Source organism: Microbacterium paraoxydans, from assembly GCF_900105335.1.
In the GTDB taxonomy this organism is placed as follows: Bacteria; Actinomycetota; Actinomycetes; order Actinomycetales; family Microbacteriaceae; genus Microbacterium; species Microbacterium paraoxydans.
Genome location: NZ_LT629770.1, coordinates 2,738,069 through 2,754,430 on the forward strand (window position 1 = coordinate 2,738,069; position 16,362 = coordinate 2,754,430).

Below are 16,362 nucleotides of genomic sequence, written 5' to 3' on the forward strand. Positions count from 1 at the left end.
CGCGGGGGCCGGGGGCGCGGAAATAGCGTCGTGGACATGGAGATCACGACCACCGACCTCGGGCTCGCCGCCCGCGTCCAGCACCTGAAGAAGACCTACGGTTCGGGCGAGGGCACCGTCCGCGCGCTCGACGATGTGAGCGTCGGTATCCGCCGCGGACAGTTCACCGCCATCATGGGTCCGTCCGGATCCGGCAAATCCACCCTCATGCACATCATGGCCGGCCTCGACAGTCCGACGGAGGGGCGGGCGTGGATCGGCGACAACGAGATCACGGGTCTCGGCGACCTCGACCTGACCATCCTGCGCCGCCGCCGCGTCGGGTTCATCTTTCAGGCGTTCAACCTCGTCCCCACGCTCGACGCCCTCGGCAACATCCTGCTGCCGTTCGAGCTCGACGGCCGCCGCCCCAGCGCCATCGAGCGGGCACGGATCGACGGCCTCATCGAGACGCTCGGCCTCGGCAAGCGCCTCGGCCACCGGCCGCACCAGCTCTCGGGCGGACAGCAGCAGCGCGTCGCCATCGCCAGAGCCCTCGCCACCGCCCCCGACCTCGTGTTCGCGGACGAGCCCACGGGCAACCTCGACTCTCAGACCGGACGGGAGGTGCTGCGCCTGCTCGCGGCCGCCAGCCGGGAGCACGGCCAGTCCATCGCGATGGTCACGCACGACGCGATCGCGGCGAGCCACGCCGACCGGGTGCTCTACCTCGGCGACGGCCGGATCGTGGCGGATCACCCGCGGCAGACCGCGGAGCAGATCTCGGCCTACATGCTCGCCGCGGAGGTGTCGGCATGACTGCGCTCGCCACGGTCGTCCCGGAGACGCGGACGACCGGACCCCGGCTGGCCTGGCTCCGTGACCGCGGCATGGGCGCGAGCGTCCTCGTCGCGGCGCTGTCCTCGGCGTTCGGCGTCTTCCTCGTCGAGATCACGGCCTACATCGGCGCCGTCCTCCAGGCCGATCCGTTCATCGGCGACAGCGGCACGCTCGCGGTCGTCGTCGCGATCCTGTCGGTGCTGCTCACCGCCGTCGCGATGTACGTGGCCGCGATCGTCACGGCGAACACGTTCTCGACGATCATCGCGGGACGCACCCGGCAGATCGCGCTGATGCGTCTCATCGGGGCGACCGCGCGCTCGCAGCGGGCGCAGGTCGGCCGGCAGGGGCTCGTCGTCGGGCTCCTCGGCGCGGGGCTCGGCCTGCTCGCCGGACTCCTCCTCTCCGCGGCGGCCGTCCAGCTCGGCGGACAGCTCGTCGCCACCTCGCCGTCGTCCTTCTCGCTCGCCCAGCCCGCTCTCGCCCTCCCGGCGGTCGGCGTCGCGCTCACCACCTGGGCGGCCGCCTGGGTGGGTTCGCGTCGCGTGCTCGCGGTGACGCCGCTGCAGGCTCTGGGCGGCGCGGTGGAGCGCACGCGCGACGAGGTCTCCGGGCGGAAGGGCCGCCATGTCGGGGCCTGGGTGCTGCTGATCTCCGGCGCGGCTCTGCTCGCCGGCGGCGTCGTCCTCGGACTCGTCACACCGCTCGGTGTCGTGGTCGCGTTCTTCGGCGGCATCCTCTCCTTCACCGGACTCGCCCTGGGGTCCGTGCTGTTCATGCCGCCGGTGCTCCGGCTTGTGGGGCGCCTCTTCGGCTCGAGCGCGACCGCGCGTCTCGCGGCCGAGAACGCTCTGCGGTACCCGGAGCGGTCGTCGCGGATGGCCATCGGCGTCGTCATGGGCGTGACCCTGGTGACCATGTTCGCGGTGGCGCTGGAGTCGTCGAAGCGCCTGATGACCAGCCAGACCACGGAGGAGATCCCGGCCGAGTTCTTCGCGCCGTACGACGCCTTCGCGGCCATCATGATGGTGCTCGTCGCGGTGTCGGCCGTGATCGCGGCCGTCGGCCTCGTCAACCTCCTGACCATCGGCGTCGTGCAGCGGCGCCGCGAGCTCGGACTGCTGCGCTCGATCGGTCTGTCCAACCGCCAGGTGCGCCGCATGGTGCTGCTGGAGGCGACGCACATCACGGTGGCGGCGACCCTCACCGGTCTCGTGCTCGGGGTGCTGTACGGGTGGATCGCGGCGCAGTCGCTGCTCGGCTCCGTGCCCGTCCTTCCGGAGTTCACGCCCGCCGGGTTGATCGCCCCGCAGGTGCCGTGGCTCCCCGTGGTGATCATCGTCGCCGCGACCGCGCTGCTCACGCTCGTGGCCGCCGCGACGCCGACCCGACTGGCGACCAGGGTGGCTCCCGTCGAGGCGCTCGCGGCCGACTGACGGCTCTAGGCTGGACGGATGCCGTCGCCGTTCGATCAGTCCCCGTATCAGGTCCGACTCGACTGGGGGGTGTCCGGGCTCGCCCGTCTCGCCCCGGCCGACGTCGTCGTGGTGATCGACGTCCTCCGGTTCTCCTCGACGGTCGCCGATGCGGTGGCCGCGGGAGCGGAGGTCGAGCTGGCCGGAGCGCTCGACTGGTCGCGGAATGGGGCGGCGGTGGCAGCCGCCGCCCCGACCGGCGCCACGGTGCTGTTGGGAGCGATCCGCAACGCCGGTGCCGTGGCCAGGGCCGTGCAGGTGGAGCAGGAACGCCGCCAGGGTCGCACCTCGGTGGCGCTGATCCCGGCCGGCGAGCTCGATGCCGCGGGCGAGCTGCGCGTCGCCGTGGAGGACCAGCTCGGGGCCGGAGCGATCGCCGCGGCGCTCACCGATCTCGGCATCGACCACACGGCCCCGGACGCCGCGGTGGCCGCAGAGGGCTTCCGCGCCCTGCGGCGTGCGCTGAAGCACCTGATCGGGGCGACGGGCTCCGGACGCGAGCTGCAGGCCGGGGTCTCCGCGACGGACCGGATCCGGGCCGCCGGACTGGTGCCGACGAGCACCGCCGACGCGGCCGTCCTGGATGCGGTGGACGCGGTCCCCGTTCTGCGCGACGGGCGGTTCACGCGCTTCGAGTGAGCACGCGATCCGCGTAGGGTCGAGGAATGAGGTTCCTCCCCGCTCTCCTCGTCGATGCCGTCCTCGTCCTCGTCTTCGCCGCCATCGGCCGCGCTTCCCACCAGGAGGACCCGGCAGGGTTCCTCCTCACGGCCTGGCCCTTCCTCGTGGCCCTGCTGCTGGGACACGCCGCCGCGCTGCTGCTCCCTGGACGGCCGCGTCGGCCGTGGTCGCTGCCGTGGGGCGCGGTGGTCTGGGCGGTGACGGTCGTCGGCGGGATGCTGCTGCGGCTGGTCAGCGGCGACACCGCGGAGCTGCCCTTCATCATCGTCGCCACGCTCGTGCTCGGCGCGTTCCTGCTCGGCTGGCGTGGTCTCGCCGCGCTCGTCCGTCGACGCCGCAGCCCTCGCGAGACCGAGACCGAGAGCGGAACAGGACTTCCCGCGGCTGTCGACTCCGCGGCGGACCCGGACGCAGCCGCGGAGCCTGCTCCGACGGCCGCTGACGCGGACGCGGAGGACGCCACGCCTGCCGAGGGGGACACCTCCGCTTCCGAGGAAAAGCCGCATTCCGGCAGCTCCTCCGACTGAAGCGGGAGCGGCGGCCCCGCTCCCTCGGCCCTCAGCGCGGGGCCTGCGCGGCGAGGCGGGCGTCGGTCGTGATCTCGCGACGCGTCCAGGCGAACAGGTGCTGGGCATCGAACGTGCGGGAGCAGCGGGCGCAGGACGTGGCCCGGCTCGGGCGGCGGTGTCGATACGTGACATGACCGGCCGGGCAGCGGCCCACCCACGGAGCGAGCTCGACGGCGGTCTCCCCGCGGTGCGTCGTGCCGCCGACATAGCCCAGGTCGCGGGCCACGCGCTTCCAGGTGGGGCCGTGGGCGGCCTGGTGCCCGGCGAGGGCGTGGGCCACCTCGTGCAGGAGCACCTGATGGATCTCGTCGTCCTCGAAGCGGGCGGCGAGATACCGCGATACGGTGATGCGCTTGCGTGTGTAGTCGCACTGGCCGGCGCGACGCTTGGCATGGTCGAAGTCGAACGACCAGCTGTCGTCGAGATGCAACCGGATCAGTGCCTCGCCCCAGACGCGCACGCGGTCAAGTTCCGCCATGCGCTCAGGCTAAGGCATGCCGCGGACACTCGGGCGCAACGACGTCAGCCGGCGACGAGCTGTGCCGGACGACGGCGCTCCACGGCCTCGATGGCGAGGAGCACGGTCTCCAGCTCCCGGTCCTCCGCGCCGGACTCGCGCCGCAGGAACAGCGACTGCTTGAAGCTCTCCCGCGCGGTCTCGTAGTCCTCGGCGTCGTAGGCGTTCTTGCCGTGGTGCTGATAGGCGAAAGCGGCGATCGACAGCCAGCGCTGCCCCTCCGCCTCCGCGGCGCAGGTCGCCAGCTCCTGCTCGGCCGCGGCGTATGCGCCCCGGTACTGCAGGATCGTCGCGTGCAGTACACGGGCGCGGAGCACGTCCTTGCGGGTGCCGGCCATCCGGGCCTGCCGCACGGCTTCGTCGGCGAGCGCGAGGGCGTCGTCGAGGCGTCCCAGCACCTTCAGCAGCCAGACCCGCTCCAGCAGGGCGGGAAGGCTGCGCTGCTCCTCGATCTCGGCCAGGCGTGCCGCGCACTCGTCGAGATCGACCTGTTCGCGGAGGCTCTCCCGGTCGTATCCCCGGATCAAACTCATTGCTCTCCTTCCGCGCGTCCCCGCACCTGTCCCCGTCCAGTCTGCCTGCCGCTTCCGCGCTCCTCGGGGCGGCGCGCCACGTCAGCGGAGGAACAGCGACGCATCGGGTCGCGGGGACGCGACGGCGTCGGCGTCCGTGACGATCCGGGCGCCCTGGAGGAAGGCGCGGGCCTCGTCCCCCTGGGCGATCTTCGCCGGATGCGGACCCGCGGCGAGCATCCGCGGCAGCCACTCCGTCGGGAGAGGGGCGGCGGAGGCCGCCACCACGAGGTTGCCGAAGCGGCGGCCCTTGAGCACCTGGGTGTCGGCGAGGATCCCGATCTCGGGAAGGACCTCGGCGATGGTCGCGGCCTGTCGGCGGGCGAACGCGAGACCGGGACCGTCGGCGACGTTGACGAGCAGGACGCCGCCAGGCGCGAGCAGCGCGGCGAGCTCCCGGTAGAACTCCACGCTCGTGAGGTGAGCGGGCGTCTGCGCGCCCGAGTACACATCCGAGACGACGAGGTCGCAGGCGCTGTGCAGGGCCGCCGGAAGCTTACGGACCCCCTCCCTCGCATCGCCGATGCGCAACCGGATGGCCGCCCCCTTGGGCAGCGGGAGGTGCTCGCGGACGAGCTGCACCAGCGGGGCCTCCAGCTCGATGACCTGCTGGCGTGACCCGGGGCGGGTCGCGTCGATGTACCGAGGGATGGTGAGGGCCCCGGCGCCGAGGTGCACCGCGGTGAGCGGACCGGGGCGGAGCTGGTCGATCACCGCCCCCATCCGCACGATGTACTCGAAGTGCAGGTGCGTGGGATCGTCGAGGTCGACGTGCGACTGCGGGGTGTCGTCCACGACGAGCTCGAAGCCGCTCGTGAACTCCGAGGGGACGATGCGGGCGAGACCACCGTGGTCGAGGCGGGCCTGCGGGTGCTCGGCGTCCCGTGCTCGCGTCCGTCCCATGCTGTCGAGCCTACGCCGCGGGCGCGGTGGTCAGCGCTGGTTGCCCACCGCGCAGGTCTCCTGCTCGAGGGTCTGACCCGACACCTCCGGCGGGAGCGTCGCGCGCGCGTCCGGCGTGGCGCTCGCCTCGGGAGTGGATTCCGTCTCCGGCGTCTCCGGCGTCTCCGGCGCCGTGGGTGCGGGGGTGACCAATTCCACGCCGCGATGGGTCGTCACGTCGCCGGTGAGCTGCAGGGGGCGGCCAGCGCGCACCGCGTCCCACAGCGCGGCCGCGGCCTCCTCGTCCGGCACGACCTTGTCGTCGTCGAACGGGTCGACGACGTTCGGGTACTGCACGAACACGAAGTCGCTGAAGTTCACATCCTTGAGGGCGAGTGCGAGCTGGGCAAGGCGCAGCGGGTCGGCGAGCTCGTCGCTGGGATCGATGTTGTCGGCGATGGCGTTCGTCAGGCGAAGCACCTTGGGGATGTCGGTCAGAGTGTCCTCGCTGAGCACCTTCTTGGCCAGCCGTGACATGTACTGCTGCTGGTTGGAGATGCGCGCGAGGTCGCTCTCGTCCCCCACGCCGTGCCGGGTGCGGATGAACTGGAGGGCCTCCACGCCCGAGACCGTCCGCAGGCCCGCCGGCCAGTCGATGCCGGTGTGACGATCGCGGATGCCGTCGCCGGCGATGCAGACCTCGACGCCGCCGATTGCGTCCGTGAGCCATGACACCGTCGAAGCTGATCTTGGCGGCGAACTCCACGGGGATGTCACCCAGTTCGCTCACGGTCTTCGCGATGCAGGAGAGGCCGGCGTGCTCGAACAGCGAGTTCATCGATGCCTTCTCCATCGCGGATGCGACGGAGCCGTCCTCACGGGTGCACTCCGGTACGGGAACGCCGAGGTCGCGGGGGAGCGAGACGACGGTCACGTTCCGGGGTGCGGCGGAGACGTGCACGAGGAGGTTCACGTCGTTCCGGCTGAGTCCGTCCGCCTCGGCGCAGCGCTCGTCGAAGAGTGCGGTGGCCTTCGGGCCGCACTCGTCCGTCCCCACGATGAGGAGGCTGAAGGCTTTGTCGTCGGGATACGCGCCGAGGGTGGGCGGGTCGACCTGCGGGGCGCCCTCCAGGGTGACGGCCCCGTCGCCCACGCGGTTGAAGACGTCCCAGACGAGGAATCCCGCCACCGCCGCGGTGGAGACGAGGACGACGGCGAGCCCGATCGCGAGGCCCCGCAGGACCCGGGAAGTCCGGCCGCGCGTCGACGGCGGTGCGTGCCGGGGGAGCGGAGGGCGGTCGGCGTCTGATCCACGGCGGGGCATGCGGGGAGCCTACCCCGGAGGCCTGATGTTACGGGGGTATGACGATTCTGGGAGGAACTTGCAGGGAATTAGTTAGTCGTGAATACTTTTTCCTATCCCCGGTACGCACCCGATGCACACCTGGACTTTCAAAGAGGAGATCCCCCCATGCACAAGCGCATTCTTCCGGCGGTGGCGCTCGGCGCCGCTGCCACGATCGCTCTGGCCGGCTGCGCCGGCGGCAGCGGCGACAACGGCTCGACCAATGGCGAGGGCCAGGAGCTGACGGTCTGGATCATGAAGGGGACCAACCCCGACGCGACCGCCTTCTACGACAAGGTCTCGGACGCCTTCGAGGAGGAGACCGGAGCGAAGGTCACCATCGAGGAGATCCAGTGGGCCGACGCCCACGACCGCTTCGTCACCTCGATCGCCGGTGGCACCACCCCGGACATCGCCGAGACCGGCACCACCTGGACCGCGGAGTTCGCCGACGCCGGCGCGCTCCTCCCGCTCGACGAGTACGTCGACGCCGAAGACGGCCTGCGTGACGACCTCGTCGAGGGCCTCGCCGTCGCCGGCACCTACGACAAGGAGCTGTACGGCATGCCGTGGTACGCCGGTGTCCGCTCCATCGTCTACCGCACCGACGTCTTCGAGGAGCTCGGTCTCGAGGCTCCGAAGACCTGGGACGACATCGTCGCCGCGGGTGAGGCCATCAAGGCCGCCAAGCCCGACATGCTGCCCTTCCCCGTCGCGGGTGACGCCGAGTTCCAGGTCTACCCCTGGGTCTGGGGCGCCGGCGGCGAGATCGCCACGAAGGACGGCGACACTTGGACCAGCGAGCTCGACAGCGCCGAGTCGCAGGCCGGCATCGAGTTCTACACGGGCCTGGCCACCGAGCACGGCTTCTCGTCGGCCGGTGCGACCACGTGGAAGGAGACCGACCTCCGGGACGCCTTCACGCAGGGCAACGTCGCGATGATGCTCTCCGGCTCCTGGACGCCGAACGCCCTCATCGAGGCCAACCCCGAGCTCGAGGGCAAGATCGGCGCCGCCGTGATCCCCGGCCAGGACGGCGGCATCGCTCCGTCCGTGCTCGGCGGCTCGCACCTGTCGGTGTTCAACACCACGAAGAACGCCGACCTCGCGTGGGAGTTCGTCAAGCTCATGACCACCGGTGAGTTCGCCGAGCAGTGGTCCGACGAGACCGGCTACTTCCCGGGCGTCCAGTCCGCGATGGAGGAGGCCCTCGCCTCGACCGACCCGCTCGTCGCTCCGTTCGCCGAGCAGATGGTCGACGGCGGCGCGTCCGTCCCGGTCACGCCGAACTTCGGCGCCGTGCAGGCGAAGAAGACCACCAACGCCATGATCCAGGCCATCCTCAGCGGGCAGAAGGACGTCGCGACCGCGACGAAGGACGCCGCCGCCGAGATGACCGAACTGCTCAACCAGTAAGGAACCATTCCTTCCATGTCGATGGTGCAAGCGCCACTGCCGGCCACGAAGGCGGAGCCCTCCTCCGCCTCCGTGGCCGGCGGCCGGAAGCGTCGCGGTCTCTCGATCGTCACGGCCCGCCCCTGGCTCCTCCTCGCCCCCGGGCTGATCATCCTCGCGGGGCTCATGCTCTGGCCGCTCGTGCAGGTGTTCCTCTACTCGCTGCAGGACTACGGTCTGCGCGAGATCAACACCGGTGAGAGCAACTGGATCGGGCTGGCCAACTACGCCGAGGCGCTCACCAATCCGACCCTGTGGACGGTGGTGCTCCCCAACACGGTCGGCTTCGCGGCCGTCGCGGTGTTCACCACCGTCGCACTCGGAACCCTCGTCGCGCTGCTGCTGGCGCGCCTGGGTACCGTCTGGCGCACCATCGTCTCCAGCTGCATCATGGTCGCGTGGGCGATGCCCGCCGTGACCGGCACGTACGTCTGGACCTTCATCTTCGATGCCGACCGCGGCATCTTCAACAGCGTCCTGCAGGACCTCGGCCTCATCGATGGCCAGGTCAACTGGTTCACCAACCAGTGGTCGTTCTACGCGATCGTGCTGCTGAACGTCGTCCACCACGGCTTCCCGTTCGTGGCCATCACCGTGCTCGCCGGGCTCCTGGGCGTCTCGAAGGAGATGCTCGAGGCGGCGGCGCTCGACGGGGCCGGCGCATGGCGCCGCTTCTGGAAGATCATCTTCCCGACGCTCAAGCCCGTCTTCTCCGTCGTCATCATCCTGTCGACGATCTGGGACTTCAAGGTCTTCGCGCAGGTCTACCTCATGCCCGGCGGCAGCGGCGGCAACCGCCAGGTGCTCAACCTCGGCGTGTGGTCGTACGTGGAGTCGTTCGGTCAGAACCGCTACGGATTCGGCGCCGCGCTGGCCGTGCTGCTGACCCTCGTGCTGATCGGCATCACGATCGTCTACATCCGCTCCCTCATGAAGGAGGACGAGCTGTGAACCCCCGCCCCAGGCTCCGGTCGCGCATCGGACTCGGCATCGGCGTCGCCGCCGTCCTCGTCTTCACCCTGTTCCCCGTGTACTGGATGGTCTCCAGCGCGTTCGACGCCAAGGCATCCAGCGGCGGGCAGTCGCTCCTCCCGCAGGAGTTCACGTGGGACAACTTCGCCTTCGTGCTCACCGAGGGCGGCTTCGGCACGTACCTGCGCAACTCGGCGATCGTCGCCCTCGTCACGGTGCTCGTCAGCGCCATCGTCTGCCTGCTCGCGGCGGTCGCCGTCGCGCGCTTCCGCTTCAAGTTCCGCACCACGGTGCTGATGATGATCCTCGTGGTGCAGATGGTGCCGCTCGAGGCACTCGTCATCCCGCTGTTCCTCCAGGTGAAGAGCCTCGGTCTGCTCAACAGCATCATCGGCCTCATGGTCGTCTACGTGGCGCTGTCGCTCGCGTTCGGCATCTGGATGCTGCGCGGCTTCGTCGCGGCCGTCCCGGTCGAGCTCGAGGAGGCCGCCTACATCGACGGCGCGAGCTGGTGGCGGATGTTCCGCTCGATCCTGCTGCCGCTCGTGATGCCCGGTCTCGTCGCGACGAGCATCTTCAGCTTCATCACGGCGTGGAACGAGTTCATCTTCGCCATGACGATCCTCGGCGCGCAGACCGACCAGTACACGGTCTCGATCGGCCTCAAGTCGTTCTTCGGCCTGTACTCCAACGACTGGGGCAGCATCATGGCCGCCTCGACGATCATCACCGTGCCCGTCATGATCTTCTTCGTCATCGTGCAGCGCCGGCTCTCCGCCGGCATGGTCGCGGGGGCGGTGAAGGGATGACCGACGAGCTCGAGCGCCTCGCGAACGGCGTGCTCTGGCCCGGATTCCTCGGCACCACGGCCCCCGCCTGGCTCGTGGAGGAGCTGCGCGAGGGCCTGGCCGGCGTCGTGTACTTCGGCCAGAACGTCGGCGAGGGACTGCCCGCGCTGAGCGCGCAGATCCTCGACGCCAACCCGGATGCCCTGATCGGTGTGGATGAGGAGGGCGGCAGCGTCACGCGTCTGGAGTCCGGGAGCGGCTCCACCCTCCCCGGTGCCGCGCAGCTCGGCGCCCTCGACGACGTCGTCGCATCGGAGCGGACCGGGTCGGAACTCGCCCGCCGCGTGCGCGCCGTCGGGGCGAACGTCGTGCTCGGTCCGGTCGCCGACGTCAACACCGACCCCCGCAACCCCGTCATCGGCGTGCGCTCGTTCGGCTCCGAGGAGGCGCTGGTGACGCGACACGTCGTCGCCACGGTCGACGGCATCCAGGACGGCGGGGTGGCTGCGTGCGTCAAGCACTTCCCCGGCCATGGCGACACCCACCTCGACTCCCACCACGCGCTGCCCGAGATCGCGCTCGACGTCGCCGAGTACGAGCGCGTGCACCTCGAGCCGTTCCGCGCCGCCGTGGAGGCGGGGGTGGACGCGATCATGACCGCGCACATCGTCGTCCCCGCGTGGGGCGCGCAGCCGGCCACCCTCAACCCGCGCGTGCTCGGCATGCTGCGGGAGTGGGGCTTCCGGGGCGTCATCATCACCGACGCGCTGGACATGGCCGCGATCCGAGAGACCGTCGGACTCGGCGGGGGCGCCGCCCTCGCTCTGGCCGCCGGCGCCGACCTGCTGTGCATCGGCAACCCGACCAACCCCGGCGAGGCCGCTCTTCCCGACCAGGACCGGCGCGACTTCCTCGCCGCCCGTGACGGGATCGTCGCCGCGCTGCGGGACGGCTCGCTCTCCCGGGAGCGCGTCGAGGAGGCCGCCGCGCGGGTGTCGGCCCTCGCCACCCGGTTGCGCGCGAGCGCGACCTCGGACGAGGAGGCCGCCGCGTTCGACGCCGCCGAGATCGTCCGCCGGTCCGTGTCGCTCACCGGCGACGTCCCCGAGGCCGCGGAGGCCCTGGCGGTGATCGATGCCCGGCGTCGCTCGACGCTCGCGGTGGACAGCGCCGCCTCGTACGTCGCGGAGGCGCTCGCGGGCGACGGCATCCGGGTGCGGCTCGACGTGGCCGCACGCCCCGTGGCCGAGCAGGACGCCGTGATCGACGAGGTCGCCGCGGCGACCGGCACGACGGTCGTCCTCGTGGATCGACCGGATGCCGAGCCGGCGCAGCGGGCGCTGATCGAGCGGACCGCGCTCCGAGACCCGGGTGCGGTCGTCGTGAACGTCGGCCTGCCCGTGCAGGAGCCGCTGCCGCTGCCGACCGTCGAGGTCGGCGCCGCCAGCCGGCTCGGCGCCCAGACCGCGCGGGACGCGATCCTCGGCCGGTTCCGGCCACGACAGAGGACGACCGCCACCGGTTGAGACGGGATCAGCGCATGGACGACGACGTTCTGGCCGTGGTGCGGCGCTCCCTCCCCAAGCTCAGCGCGGCGGAGGGACGCGTCGCCGAGAGGATCCTCGGAGACCCCACCCTCGTGGTGGACCTCGCGATCAACGATCTCGCGCAGCTCTGCCAGACCTCGCTGTCGACCGTCGCCCGCTTCGCGCAGTCGCTCGGCTACAGCGGCTACCGGGAGCTGAGGGTCGCCGTGGCGCGGGCGGTCACCCTGGCCCAGGCCCAGCAGGCCCGATTCGGACTCGACTCCACGGCGATCGACCGCGACGACGGCCCGGCCGCGATCGCCGCGAAGCTCGCTGCGCAGGAGATCGACGCGATCGAGAAGACGGCCAGGGCCCTGGATGCGGACGCCCTCGACCGGGTGGCGCGGGCGGTGGTCGTCGCCCGCCACATCGACCTGTTCGGGCAGGCGGCCTCGTCGCTGACGGCGCAGGATCTCCAGCTCAAGCTCTCCCGGATCGGCTGCTCCGTGACCCACTCGGCCGATCCGCATCTCGCAGTCACCGCGGCTGCATTGCGGTCCTCCGCGGATGTGGCGATCGCCTTCTCGCACGGCGGCGAGACGGCCGAGACGGTCCGCGCCCTGGAGGTCGCCCGGGCCGCGGGCGCCCTTGCAGTGGCCGTGACGAGCGCGGCGGACTCCCCGCTCGCGGCCCTCGCCGACGTCGTGCTCCTCAGCCAAGCCCAGGAATCGCCGTTCCGGATGGCCGCCATGTCGAGCCGGATCGCGCAGCTCGCGCTCATCGACGTGCTCTTCGTGCGCATCGTGCAGCACCGGGGCGAGCACGTCGCGGTGTCCTTGCAGCGCACGCACGATGCGGTCCCGCCACGGCGCGGGCACCCCGCGGACTGAGCCGCCGCCTGCTCAGTCGACGTGGTCGCGCGTGCTGGCGATCGCGCGCGTCGCGATGCGGTGGGCGCGGGCCAGGCTTCCGTGCAGCGTCAGGCCGGTGAGGACGCCGGCGAGGAAGCCGGCGGCGAACGCGTCGCCCGCCCCGATCGTCTCCACGACCGGCGTATCGAGGGCATCGCTCGCGGCACGGTCGGCGCCGTCGAACGCCACGGCGCCGGAGGGGTCGGTCACGACCAGGTACCGCGGCTCGGGGAACAGCGTGCGCAGGTCGTCCGGCGCGCTCGTCCCGAACACGGCCTCGGCGTCGGGGCGGGTGCAGAACAGCACGTCGGCGCGGTGGGCGAGATCGGTGAGGACGGCACGTCCCTCGTCCTCCCGGCCCCGCCACAGCGCGGGGCGCCAGTTCAGATCGAAGCTGACGAGACGACCTGGTCGCGGGGCTGCGACCAGGGCCTCCTGGGCGGCGCGTGCGGAGGGCGAGAGTGCGGGCGTGATGCCGGAGGTGTGCACGAGGGCCGCCGCGGCGAGCAGGTCCACCGCCACGGACGACTCCAGCGACGCCGGCGACAGCGCCGCCGCGGCCGATCCGGCGCGGTAGTAGTGCATTGTCCCCTCCACGGCGCCGTCCGCCCGGGGTGAGAGCTCCTTGACGTAGATCCCCGTCGGTGCGACGGGGTCGACCTCCACGGCCCGATCGTCCACGCCGTGCGCACGGAGCTCGGCGGTGAGGAAGCGTCCGAAGCCGTCGTCGCCGACGCGGGACACGACCGCGGTGCGGATGCCCGCGGAGGCCAGCGCGATGGCGGTGTTCCACTCGGCCCCGGCGAGGGAGCGGTGGAACGTGCGGCATGTCTCGAGCGGTCCGGCGGTGGCGGCGACGAGGGCGACCAGGCCCTCGCCCAGGCACACGACGCGGGGAGTGGTGTCCGGCACGTTCTGGACATTACCGGATCAGGAGCGGCCCCGCGTCGATACCGGATCGCAACCTCGGACTCTTGGCATCCGCCGGACCGCTGGGTACCTTCGAGGAATCACCGTCTCCGCGGCGACGATGCCCGGAGACGCGCAAGGAAGCGCCCGACAGGGAAGGTCATACACACATGCACCAGTCAGCCATGCCTCGGCGAGGACTCGCCGCCGTCACCGGAGCGACCATCGCCGCTCTCGCACTCGCCGGATGCGTCGCCAGCGAGCGCGGGGACAACGGGTCGGAAGGATCGGGTGACGTCGACGGCACCTTCGTCTTCGCCGCCTCGTCGGATCCCGCGAGCCTCGACCCGGCGTTCGCGCAGGACGGCGAGACCTTCCGCGTCTCCCGCCAGATCTTCGAGGGTCTGGTGGGCACGGAGCCCGGCACGGCCGACCCGGCGCCGCTGCTGGCGGAGTCGTGGGAGTCGTCCGAGGACGGCATGTCCCACACCTTCGCGCTGAAGGAGGGCGTGACCTTCCAGGACGGCACGCCGTTCAACGCCGAGGCCGTCTGCGCCAACTTCGACCGCTGGTACAACTGGACCGGTCTCGCCGCCTCCGAGGCCTTCGGCTACTACTACAACAAGCTCTTCAAGGGCTACGCCTCCAACCCGGAGGACGCGGTCTACAAGTCCTGCACGCCCGACGGCGAGAACTCCGTCACGATCGAGCTGAACAAGCCGTTCGCCGGCTTCATCGCCTCGCTCTCGCTCCCGGCCTTCGGCATGCAGAGCCCCTCGGCCATGCAGGAGTTCGGCGCGGACGAGGTCGGCGGCACCGCCGAGGCCCCGCAGCTGTCCGAGTACGCCATGGGCCACCCGGTCGGCACGGGCCCCTACCAGTTCGAGGAGTGGGCGCCGGGCGAGCAGGTCAAGCTCAAGGCCTACGACGACTACTGGGGCGAGGCCGGACAGATCGACGAGATCATCTTCCGCACCATCGACGACCCGACGGCGCGTCGCCAGGCGCTCGAGTCGGGCTCCATCGACGGCTACGACCTCGTGGGCCCCGCCGACACGAAGGCCCTGGAGGAGGACGACTTCACCATGGTGTCGCGTCCCCCGTTCACGATCCTCTACCTCGCCTTCAACCAGGCCATCCCGGAGCTGCAGGACCCGAAGGTGCGTGAGGCGCTGTCCTACGCGATCGACAAGGACGCCCTGATCAGCCAGGTCCTTCCCGAGGGCACCGAGAAGGCGACGCAGTTCGTCCCGCCGGTGGTCAACGGCTACAACGACGAGGTCACGACCTACGACTACGACCCGGAGAAGGCCAAGGAGCTGCTCGCGGAGGCCGGCTACGACGAGGCCAACCCGCTGGCGCTGGACTTCAACTACCCGGTCAACGTCTCGCGGCCGTACATGCCGGACCCCGAGCAGATCTACACCGTCCTGTCGTCGCAGCTCTCCGAGGTCGGCGTGGAGACCACCCCGGTCTCCGAGGAGTGGGTCGAGTACCTCGACCGCACCACCGGCACTTCCGACCACGGCATCCACCTGCTGGGCTGGACCGGCGACTACAACGACACCGACAACTTCGTCGGCGTGTTCTTCGGCCAGAAGAGCTCCGAGTGGGGCTTCGACAACCCGGAGCTGTTCCAGGCGCTGACCGAGGCGCGCGGGGTCTCCAACCTCGACGACCAGACGGCGCTCTACGAGGACATCAACGAGATGGTCGCGGAGTTCATCCCCGGTGTCCCGCTCGCGCACCCCGCGCCGACGCTCGCCTTCGACCCGCGCGTCGAGAGCTACCCCGCCAGCCCGGTGAACGACGAGGTCTTCACGGACATCGTCCTCACGAAGTAGGCCTGACCATTTGATATGCCGAGCCCCGGTTCCGCTCTCGCGGGACCGGGGCACGGCGTACCTTCTGATCGACGGAGAACTCTGTGCTGCGCACCATCGGCAGGCGACTGCTGTTCCTCATCCCCACCCTGTTCGGGCTCAGCATCCTGCTGTTCGCCTGGGTCAGGGCCCTCCCCGGCGGCCCCGCGGTCGCCCTCCTCGGCGAGAAGGCCACCCCGGAGGCCATCGCCAGGGTCAACGAGCTCTACGGCTTCAACAAGCCCCTCATCGAGCAGTACTTCATCTGGGTCACCCGGCTGCTGCAGGGCGACTTCGGCACGTCCATCCAGACCAACCGGCCGGTCACGGAGGAGTTCCTCCGCCGCTTCCCCGCGACGATCGAGCTGAGCGTCGCGGCGCTCATCTTCGCGATCGGCGTCGGGATCCCGCTCGGATACTGGGCTGCCCGTCGCCACGGCAAGTTCACCGATCACGCGTCGGTCGTGCTGAGCCTCATCGGCATCACGATCCCGGTCTTCTTCCTTGCCTTCATCCTCAAGTACGTCTTCGCCGTGCAGCTGGGGTGGCTGCCCTCGGACGGTCGGCAGGATCCCCGGATCGATGCCACCCATCCCACCGGGTTCTACGTCTGGGACGGCATCATCACGGGGGAGTTCGACGCCGCGTGGGATGCGATCCTCCATCTGATCCTCCCGGCGCTCGCCCTCGGCACCATCCCGCTCGCGATCATCGTCCGCATCACCAGGGCGAGCGTGCTGGAGGTGCAGAACGCCGACTACGTGCGTACGGGTCGGGCGAAGGGCGTGGGCTCGGCGACGCTGCGCAGCCGGTTCATCCTCCGGAACGCCATGCTCCCGGTCATCACGACGATCGGCCTGCAGACCGGACTGCTCATCTCCGGGGCGGTGCTCACCGAGACGGTCTTCGCCTTCCCCGGCATCGGGTCGTTCCTCGCGCGGGCCATCTTCACGCGCGACTTCCCGGTGCTACAGGGGTTCATCATCTTCATCGCGATCGCCTACGCCCTCATCAACCTGGCCGTGGACGTGTCGTACAGCTTCATCGATCCGAGAGTGAGAGTGCAGTGATGTCCTCCT

15 protein-coding genes and 1 pseudogene are annotated in these 16,362 nt (G+C 70.8%); 11 read left to right on the forward strand and 5 right to left on the reverse strand.

All coding sequences use genetic code 11. The annotated features are described in order from the left end of the window. Positions 1-36 precede the first annotated feature (36 nt). The 4 genes from BLU02_RS13445 to BLU02_RS13460 are packed head-to-tail and all read left to right on the forward strand — an operon-like array spanning position 37 to position 3,502. The gene (locus tag BLU02_RS13445) at positions 37-798 is read left to right on the forward strand and encodes an ABC transporter ATP-binding protein (RefSeq protein ID WP_060922350.1); all 762 of its coding nucleotides are present in this window, start codon (positions 37-39) and stop codon (positions 796-798) included. After that, the gene (locus tag BLU02_RS13450; protein ID WP_060922341.1) at positions 795-2,255 is read left to right on the forward strand and encodes an ABC transporter permease; all 1,461 of its coding nucleotides are present in this window, start codon (positions 795-797) and stop codon (positions 2,253-2,255) included. Before BLU02_RS13445 ends, BLU02_RS13450 begins: the two co-directional genes overlap by 4 nt. Before the next feature lie 18 nt (positions 2,256-2,273). Beyond that, complete coding sequence (locus BLU02_RS13455; RefSeq protein ID WP_060922340.1) at positions 2,274-2,933, forward strand: 2-phosphosulfolactate phosphatase; 660 nt, start codon at positions 2,274-2,276, stop codon at positions 2,931-2,933. A 26-nt stretch (positions 2,934-2,959) separates the two neighbouring features. Next, positions 2,960-3,502, forward strand: a complete 543-nt coding sequence (locus BLU02_RS13460) for a DUF3054 domain-containing protein (protein WP_082750066.1) — start codon at positions 2,960-2,962, stop codon at positions 3,500-3,502. A 31-nt stretch (positions 3,503-3,533) separates the two neighbouring features. Here BLU02_RS13460 and BLU02_RS13465 read toward each other — a convergent pair whose 3' ends face one another. The 4 genes and pseudogenes from BLU02_RS13465 to BLU02_RS17920 all read right to left on the reverse strand — a co-directional run bounded on the left by BLU02_RS13465 (position 3,534) and on the right by BLU02_RS17920 (position 6,839). After that, positions 3,534-4,022 carry a SprT-like domain-containing protein gene (locus BLU02_RS13465; RefSeq protein ID WP_060922339.1) on the reverse strand — a complete coding sequence of 163 codons (489 nt, stop codon included), beginning with the start codon at positions 4,020-4,022 and terminating at the stop codon, positions 3,534-3,536. Between the two features lie 44 nt (positions 4,023-4,066). Further along, a complete protein-coding gene (locus BLU02_RS13470) occupies positions 4,067-4,594 on the reverse strand; it encodes a hypothetical protein (protein ID WP_025104424.1) in 528 nt (175 codons plus the stop codon). A gap of 81 nt (positions 4,595-4,675) precedes the next feature. Then, complete coding sequence (locus BLU02_RS13475) at positions 4,676-5,536, reverse strand: spermidine synthase (protein WP_060922338.1); 861 nt, start codon at positions 5,534-5,536, stop codon at positions 4,676-4,678. A gap of 30 nt (positions 5,537-5,566) precedes the next feature. Continuing rightward, positions 5,567-6,839 (reverse strand): annotated as a pseudogene (locus tag BLU02_RS17920) (LCP family protein). A 147-nt stretch (positions 6,840-6,986) separates the two neighbouring features. On the opposite strand from BLU02_RS17920, the gene BLU02_RS13485 reads away from it, so the two are divergent. Genes BLU02_RS13485 through BLU02_RS13505 form a run of 5 tightly spaced genes read left to right on the forward strand, consistent with a single transcriptional unit; the run spans position 6,987 to position 12,491 of the window. After that, a complete protein-coding gene (locus tag BLU02_RS13485) occupies positions 6,987-8,276 on the forward strand; it encodes a sugar ABC transporter substrate-binding protein (protein ID WP_060922337.1) in 1,290 nt (429 codons plus the stop codon). A gap of 15 nt (positions 8,277-8,291) precedes the next feature. Further along, complete coding sequence (locus BLU02_RS13490; protein WP_025104420.1) at positions 8,292-9,266, forward strand: carbohydrate ABC transporter permease; 975 nt, start codon at positions 8,292-8,294, stop codon at positions 9,264-9,266. After that, a complete protein-coding gene (locus tag BLU02_RS13495; RefSeq protein ID WP_025104419.1) occupies positions 9,263-10,096 on the forward strand; it encodes a carbohydrate ABC transporter permease in 834 nt (277 codons plus the stop codon). Before BLU02_RS13490 ends, BLU02_RS13495 begins: the two co-directional genes overlap by 4 nt. Further along, positions 10,093-11,601 carry a glycoside hydrolase family 3 protein gene (locus tag BLU02_RS13500; protein WP_083371011.1) on the forward strand — a complete coding sequence of 503 codons (1,509 nt, stop codon included), beginning with the start codon at positions 10,093-10,095 and terminating at the stop codon, positions 11,599-11,601. Before BLU02_RS13495 ends, BLU02_RS13500 begins: the two co-directional genes overlap by 4 nt. 14 nt (positions 11,602-11,615) lie before the next feature. After that, positions 11,616-12,491: a MurR/RpiR family transcriptional regulator gene (locus BLU02_RS13505; RefSeq protein ID WP_025104417.1), complete on the forward strand. Its 876-nt coding sequence runs from the start codon at positions 11,616-11,618 to the stop codon at positions 12,489-12,491. A gap of 12 nt (positions 12,492-12,503) precedes the next feature. Here the strand turns inward: BLU02_RS13505 and BLU02_RS13510 are convergent, their stop codons facing one another. Continuing rightward, a complete protein-coding gene (locus BLU02_RS13510; RefSeq protein WP_060922595.1) occupies positions 12,504-13,424 on the reverse strand; it encodes a sugar kinase in 921 nt (306 codons plus the stop codon). Positions 13,425-13,591: 167 nt separating this feature from the next. Here BLU02_RS13510 and BLU02_RS13515 point away from each other — a divergent pair, with 167 nt between their 5' ends. Together BLU02_RS13515 and BLU02_RS13520 are read left to right on the forward strand one after the other, a co-directional pair. Further along, positions 13,592-15,265, forward strand: a complete 1,674-nt coding sequence (locus BLU02_RS13515) for an ABC transporter substrate-binding protein (RefSeq protein ID WP_060922594.1) — start codon at positions 13,592-13,594, stop codon at positions 15,263-15,265. A gap of 83 nt (positions 15,266-15,348) precedes the next feature. Further along, positions 15,349-16,353, forward strand: a complete 1,005-nt coding sequence (locus BLU02_RS13520; RefSeq protein ID WP_060922593.1) for an ABC transporter permease — start codon at positions 15,349-15,351, stop codon at positions 16,351-16,353. Positions 16,354-16,362 lie beyond the last annotated feature (9 nt).

Bases quoted from the DNA above. Each gene is read 5' to 3' on its own strand.
- BLU02_RS13460 (WP_082750066.1), top strand. From the start codon at position 2,960: ATGAGGTTCCTCCCCGCTCTCCTCGTCGATGCCGTCCTCGTCCTCGTC.
- BLU02_RS13470 (WP_025104424.1), bottom strand. From the start codon at position 4,594: ATGAGTTTGATCCGGGGATACGACCGGGAGAGCCTCCGCGAACAGGTC.
- BLU02_RS13450 (WP_060922341.1), top strand. From the start codon at position 795: ATGACTGCGCTCGCCACGGTCGTCCCGGAGACGCGGACGACCGGACCC.
- BLU02_RS13465 (WP_060922339.1), bottom strand. From the start codon at position 4,022: ATGGCGGAACTTGACCGCGTGCGCGTCTGGGGCGAGGCACTGATCCGG.
- BLU02_RS13490 (WP_025104420.1), top strand. From the start codon at position 8,292: ATGTCGATGGTGCAAGCGCCACTGCCGGCCACGAAGGCGGAGCCCTCC.
- BLU02_RS13445 (WP_060922350.1), top strand. From the start codon at position 37: ATGGAGATCACGACCACCGACCTCGGGCTCGCCGCCCGCGTCCAGCAC.
- BLU02_RS13515 (WP_060922594.1), top strand. From the start codon at position 13,592: ATGCACCAGTCAGCCATGCCTCGGCGAGGACTCGCCGCCGTCACCGGA.
- BLU02_RS13500 (WP_083371011.1), top strand. From the start codon at position 10,093: ATGACCGACGAGCTCGAGCGCCTCGCGAACGGCGTGCTCTGGCCCGGA.
- BLU02_RS13455 (WP_060922340.1), top strand. From the start codon at position 2,274: ATGCCGTCGCCGTTCGATCAGTCCCCGTATCAGGTCCGACTCGACTGG.
- BLU02_RS13485 (WP_060922337.1), top strand. From the start codon at position 6,987: ATGCACAAGCGCATTCTTCCGGCGGTGGCGCTCGGCGCCGCTGCCACG.
- BLU02_RS13505 (WP_025104417.1), top strand. From the start codon at position 11,616: ATGGACGACGACGTTCTGGCCGTGGTGCGGCGCTCCCTCCCCAAGCTC.
- BLU02_RS13475 (WP_060922338.1), bottom strand. From the start codon at position 5,536: ATGGGACGGACGCGAGCACGGGACGCCGAGCACCCGCAGGCCCGCCTC.